We start from the raw sequence: 5106 nt of genomic DNA on the forward strand, positions 1-5106 counted from the left end.
TTCTGGGGCATAGGCTTTCTGAACGTTTCCTCTTACAGTTAAGGCTCCTCCCATCCAGATGATTTCAGCGATTTGTTCAACGATTGTCGGTTCAGTAGAGAGCGCCTCGGCTACGGTAGTTAGAGGTCCAGTTACCATTAAGGTTACGGGTTGAGGGGCATTCTGTAACTGCTGAACGATAAATTGTTGCCCTGTTGCTTCGGCTAATGGTGTCGAGATGGGTTCAAACTCGTTGAGAAGAGGAAAGTTATCGATAATAGTGCAGTCGCGACGAAAATGGGCAGGAAAAGGGTTGAGACCTCGGACTGTACTTCGAGCAACAGAAATATAGCTACGCTGCATCAAATCTAAGATTTTACGACTGACACTAACGGCAGCTTCGATATAACAGTCGGCGGGAGTAACAACAATCCCTAAAGGTTCGACCTCGGTCATCGTCATGAGCAAGATCAGGGATAAAAAATCATCGATCGCACCATCATGATCCATTAAGACTAGCTTTGGAGGCATGGTTTATATTAAATCGGGTTCTTATTCAAGGGATCACTATACCAACTCCAGGTACGTTAACAGATTATTGCTCACTTGATGGGATATTGAAACTCGCCAAAAATGAAAGCAACTGCTCAAATTTGGGGAATTGTAATGATAGTTCCTGAGAGAAATAATTGAGTTCATGAAAATCAAAACTGCTGTGATGACTTCGGCGATATTGCTTGTTACTTGCCAAGTACAGGCAAAAAATAATCTAGCTTCAATGCGATTGATAAGCATAGGAGATGGAGATACAGTGCGATTAGAGCAGAACCAGGAAATTACAACAGTAAGATTAGCGTGTGTCGATTCGCCAGAAACAGCCCAAAATCCTTGGGGAGAAATGGCTACGAAACAACTAAAACAAATATTACCTATAGGGAGTGAGGTTCAATTACGTAAAGTAACAGTTGATAAATACGGTAGAACAGTTGGTGAAATCTATCAGGAGAATAAGTCAATAAATCTCAAGATGATAGAGTCGGGAATGGCAGTAGTTTATCATCAGTATCTTGAAGGTTGCAGTGAAACTAAAGAACAGTATTTAGCCGCCGAAGCTCAAGCAAAAGAAGAAAAATTAGGATTCTGGAATCAATCAGATGCAGATTTGTGTATGCCGTGGAATTTCCGAAAGGGTCAATGTACCAGTAGTACTGCCACCCTGATCTCTATTTACTGCTGACCCCCAAGTTTTTTTAACCAGCCAATTGCCCCATAAGTCTTGGCAAAGCTCAATCACGTAAAATCGAGTATCTTTTTGCCAATAAGAATAGAGGTTTTTGTCTAATTCGTAACTCAGCACCAAATATTTTCTCTCAAGAAAACTGAAAAGCTGCAACCAGTTCACTAACAATTAATTATTTGACTAGTCGAGTAGCTTCAACAGATAGTTATAATAGTGGCGGTTTTGGCTATTGATAAGAATCAAATACATTAAGGAAGATATTAAACCGAAAGAAGCTAAGAGGACTATCGAAAAAGATAAGTCCAAAACATTCATTAAACCATACCCAATAATTGTACCCAGCACAACATAAACAAAACTGGGTATTTGTTTGTTAGAGCCGAACTTGCTGAGGTTAGATAAAAGATTGGAGTCGATTCTATTGGCTCTTTCTTGTAAATACTGTTTGAGTTCTCTTTTTTCTACATCGGAAAGCAACGAAATGTTGTTGGCTATTTGGGAGTGAGTTGAGCTTGCTGTGGGCAACCTATCGTAACTTTTTGGAGAACCAAAGACATCGCTGAGCTTAAAAATTTCGCTTTTCTTGAGTAAATCTAACCATGTATCTGCAAGTACTTGATGTTCTGACATGCTTATAAATATTGTTGCTATTGTCAACTGGGATCGCCGATATTCTAGCGAAAATAAAAATCAAATTACTAACGAGGTAAACTTTTGAAAGCTCATTTGAAAACTGAATAAGATTGATGGTAACGCATAAAAACCACGGGCAAACGAAAAACAGTTTTAACCACTTGAGATATGCCAAACTTGAACTTAAGCCCTGGGGGTAACTCTTGCCAAGTAACGACCTCAAACCCATAATGGGAGTAAAAAGTAGCCAATTTTGAGCCTAAACATTCTAAATATAAAGGTTTGGTAGCTTGTTTAATTAAATGAAGAGTAAGATAACCACCGATACCTTGTCCGCGCTGTTGTGGCACAACTACTAAACTACCTAATTCTTGAGCAGCAGTAAAATTACGTAACTGTCCACAGGCAATGGTTTTATTTTCTTGTTCAATCAACCAAAACTGTTGCCAACGTAACTGAGTAAAATCGAGGTAAGCAGACAAAACTAATCGACGAATGGTCCAAATATCCTGCTCCGTAGCTCGACGTAAAACACAACCAGAAGGTAAACAGTTATTAGTCATAACTGGCTCAACTATAATTCCTGAGTTGGTTTTATTGTGCCAGGAAATGTTGATAACCAACGTAAAGATTTCATCTGTTCTAGATTCTCTTTACTTTTAAAATGCTACATCAGCTATGAACAGCGGATCAATGTCCCATTTTTGATTAAATTTTTGAATCAACTGAGCGAAGATGGCTCAATCAGACTCATTGTCATCTGCCACCCTTAAAGACAATGGAACATCTCCATCTCCCATACACATTAAATCTATTAGGCAGTATAATAGTACTAATATACTGAAGAGCTGGCGGGAAATTAATGAGTAAGCTAGCACAGCGCGTAGAAGAAGTAATTGCTTCCTACTTCGGAGTCGAATTAGACCAAGTCACGCCTGAAAACCGTCTGATAGATTTGAGCAATCAGCCCCTCGAACAAAACTCTTTGGTCACTGCTTTAAAGCAGGAATTTGAGATCGAGCTTGACGAAGAGGTTCAAGCTCAAGCGGTGACGGTGGAGGATGTGCTCGATTTAGTGCTGTATAGCTGGTGAGCTATTCTAGCTGACTATTTAATTGCGCTGTTGAAGGATGTGCAGACAAGATGCTTAGTCATACTCACATAAAATTAATGGGAAATCTACAACGAACAACCGACAAGCTTCTCCAGATAGTGTAGACTAACTCTTTGAGAAGTCACTCCCCCTAATGTCAGCGTGATGAGATCGTAGGTTTCTGACTTTTTGAGATATCCAGCGGGATAATGTTCAATCCACATCACTTTGTAAGGGGCTAAACCAAAGCGATAGCAAACCAGATGAATCAGTTGTTGGGCGGTATCGGTAATTGATTGACCAGGGTTATCTTCCAGTTCGGTGATGATGACGACGGCTTGAGCAAAAGAGAGATAGTAGATTCTCAAACGACATTGACTGTCAAAGCTTTGTCCCTGGGGTCGCCAAGAAAATGTTTGCTCAACAGGCTGATTTGCTGTCGGTTGTGATTGTGCCATCTATTTCAAGCCAGATGCAGAGATGAACGTGAAGCTTCCATGTTTTAACCTATTTCCATGGTAACAGTGAACCGCCAAAGCAATGAACTAGGATACTGACCAATCAGGAGAAAGACAAGATAGAGATGGTTCTGGATGCAGTAGCTTAGCAATTAATCTCTGTCAGGATCAAGAGTGATGATAGTTACAGAGATTATGGTGTTGAGGTCGCAGCTTCATGATTTTGAGTAGTGGATAATCGAAGAATATAAAAGTGGATATAAAAAGCAGAGTCCTGGCAGAGATGCTGGGACTTATTATTCGATAGTGGATGAGAGAGGAGAAGTGATAGAGTCGTCTGAGATTTTTTATACTTCAGAAGCGGCAAAGGAAAAAGGAAAGTCAGTAATCAGAACAGTGTCACGTTAATCTTGAATCTTGAATCTGCTTAAGGACTGAATTCATTATTTTTGTTGTATGGTGAAAGTGGGGTTATGTTTTGTTGCTTCGAGTTATAACAGGGTGTAGCCCATTGAACCTTTCCACCGCTATTGAACCTCTTGGAGATTAGCTAGGTGCATAGATCATAAATTCTGTCGGAGGAAATGTGAGGATGAAGACAATTTTTGCCAAAATCATTCAAGGTAAAGTTCCCGCTTCATTTGTCTATCAAGATGAAAAGGTATCAGCTTTTATGGACATTCAACCCATTAATCCAGGACATGTGCTGGTGATTCCTAATCAAGAAGTTGCCTCTCTAACCGACTTAGATGAAGAAACTGGAGCTCACTTGTTTCGTATTGGTCATCGAATTGCGAAGGCTCTGCGTAAAAGTGGTCTAAAATGCGAAGGAGTCGACCTGTTCCTGGCTGATGGTCAAGCTGCCAAGCAAGATGTTTTTTACGTCCATTTGCATGTTTTTCCTCGATTTGCAGGAGATGGTTTTAGATGGCAATTCGGTCAAAATTACTTTAACTTGCCTAAAAGAGAAGAACTAGAGCGGACGGCAGCAGCAGTTAAATCTGCTTTAGACAGTATCGAGAGTGATTAATTTTTAACTTTATGGGTACTTATTTAGTAACAGGAGCAAATCGAGGTATTGGCTTAGAATATTGTCGTCAACTCAAACAGAGAGGAGATAATGTGATAGCTGTCTGTCGCTCGGCTTCAGACGAATTAGAAAATTTAGGCGTATCAGTAGAAACGGATGTAGAACTTAGCTCCAATGAGTCGGTTGCTAAGTTAGTCCAAAGACTTGATGGGCAATTAATTGACATTTTGATTAACAACGCAGGTATTGTTGAAAGAATTAGTCTCGATCATTTAGATCTTAATAGCATCCGCAGACAATTTGAAGTTAATGCCATTGGACCACTAAGACTTACTGAAGCTTTGCTGAGCAATTTAAAAAAAGGCTCAAAAATTATCATGATGACTAGCCGTATGGGTTCAATTGAGGATAATACGAGTGGTGGCTCATATGGTTATCGAATGTCAAAAGTGGCTTTGTCAATGGCGGGTAAATCTTTATCTCAAGACTTGAAATCAAAAGAGATAGCTGTTGCCATTCTCCATCCAGGGTTGGTAAAGACCCGTATGACTGGTTTTACCGACTCTGGCAGTAACCGTTCATTTCCCCCCAGTCAAAAATAAGCCAACTCCACCTTTGTGGTGTATGTTAAAAACATGGCTCAATTAGATAAAAATGACTTGGTACAGATGAA

Annotated in this window: 8 protein-coding genes; 4 read left to right on the plus strand and 4 right to left on the minus strand. The window is 39.9% G+C overall.

Annotated elements, in window-relative coordinates:
• A partial coding sequence (locus tag PLEUR7319_RS0133015) for a nucleoside hydrolase (protein ID WP_026102936.1) occupies window positions 1-510 on the minus strand: 510 nt, incomplete at its 3' end.
• Window positions 511-676: 166 nt separating this feature from the next.
• Here PLEUR7319_RS0133015 and PLEUR7319_RS37485 point away from each other — a divergent pair.
• Complete coding sequence (locus PLEUR7319_RS37485) at window positions 677-1216, plus strand: thermonuclease family protein (RefSeq protein ID WP_019509528.1); 540 nt, start codon at window positions 677-679, stop codon at window positions 1214-1216.
• A 183-nt stretch (window positions 1217-1399) separates the two neighbouring features.
• Here the strand turns inward: PLEUR7319_RS37485 and PLEUR7319_RS0133025 are convergent, their stop codons facing one another.
• Window positions 1400-1849: a hypothetical protein gene (locus PLEUR7319_RS0133025; RefSeq protein ID WP_019509529.1), complete on the minus strand. Its 450-nt coding sequence runs from the start codon at window positions 1847-1849 to the stop codon at window positions 1400-1402.
• A 92-nt stretch (window positions 1850-1941) separates the two neighbouring features.
• Window positions 1942-2415 carry a GNAT family N-acetyltransferase gene (locus tag PLEUR7319_RS0133030; protein WP_019509530.1) on the minus strand — a complete coding sequence of 158 codons (474 nt, stop codon included), beginning with the start codon at window positions 2413-2415 and terminating at the stop codon, window positions 1942-1944.
• Between the two features lie 299 nt (window positions 2416-2714).
• On the opposite strand from PLEUR7319_RS0133030, the gene PLEUR7319_RS0133035 reads away from it, so the two are divergent.
• Complete coding sequence (locus tag PLEUR7319_RS0133035; RefSeq protein WP_019509531.1) at window positions 2715-2945, plus strand: phosphopantetheine-binding protein; 231 nt, start codon at window positions 2715-2717, stop codon at window positions 2943-2945.
• A gap of 86 nt (window positions 2946-3031) precedes the next feature.
• On the opposite strand, the gene PLEUR7319_RS0133040 is transcribed toward PLEUR7319_RS0133035, so the two are convergent.
• Complete coding sequence (locus PLEUR7319_RS0133040; protein WP_019509532.1) at window positions 3032-3403, minus strand: hypothetical protein; 372 nt, start codon at window positions 3401-3403, stop codon at window positions 3032-3034.
• Window positions 3404-3995: 592 nt separating this feature from the next.
• Between PLEUR7319_RS0133040 and PLEUR7319_RS0133045 the strand changes: the two genes are divergently transcribed.
• Complete coding sequence (locus PLEUR7319_RS0133045) at window positions 3996-4433, plus strand: HIT family protein (RefSeq protein ID WP_019509533.1); 438 nt, start codon at window positions 3996-3998, stop codon at window positions 4431-4433.
• Between the two features lie 11 nt (window positions 4434-4444).
• Window positions 4445-5035 (plus strand): SDR family oxidoreductase, encoded by a 591-nt coding sequence (locus PLEUR7319_RS0133050; protein WP_019509534.1) that lies wholly within the window; start codon window positions 4445-4447, stop codon window positions 5033-5035.
• Window positions 5036-5106: the final 71 nt, after the last annotated feature.

Source organism: Pleurocapsa sp. PCC 7319, assembly GCF_000332195.1.
GTDB lineage: Bacteria > Cyanobacteriota > Cyanobacteriia > Cyanobacteriales > Xenococcaceae > Waterburya.

Bases quoted from the DNA above. Each gene is read 5' to 3' on its own strand.
- PLEUR7319_RS0133040 (WP_019509532.1), bottom strand. From the start codon at position 3,403: ATGGCACAATCACAACCGACAGCAAATCAGCCTGTTGAGCAAACATTT.
- PLEUR7319_RS0133030 (WP_019509530.1), bottom strand. From the start codon at position 2,415: ATGACTAATAACTGTTTACCTTCTGGTTGTGTTTTACGTCGAGCTACG.
- PLEUR7319_RS0133045 (WP_019509533.1), top strand. From the start codon at position 3,996: ATGAAGACAATTTTTGCCAAAATCATTCAAGGTAAAGTTCCCGCTTCA.
- PLEUR7319_RS37485 (WP_019509528.1), top strand. From the start codon at position 677: ATGAAAATCAAAACTGCTGTGATGACTTCGGCGATATTGCTTGTTACT.
- PLEUR7319_RS0133025 (WP_019509529.1), bottom strand. From the start codon at position 1,849: ATGTCAGAACATCAAGTACTTGCAGATACATGGTTAGATTTACTCAAG.
- PLEUR7319_RS0133050 (WP_019509534.1), top strand. From the start codon at position 4,445: ATGGGTACTTATTTAGTAACAGGAGCAAATCGAGGTATTGGCTTAGAA.
- PLEUR7319_RS0133035 (WP_019509531.1), top strand. From the start codon at position 2,715: ATGAGTAAGCTAGCACAGCGCGTAGAAGAAGTAATTGCTTCCTACTTC.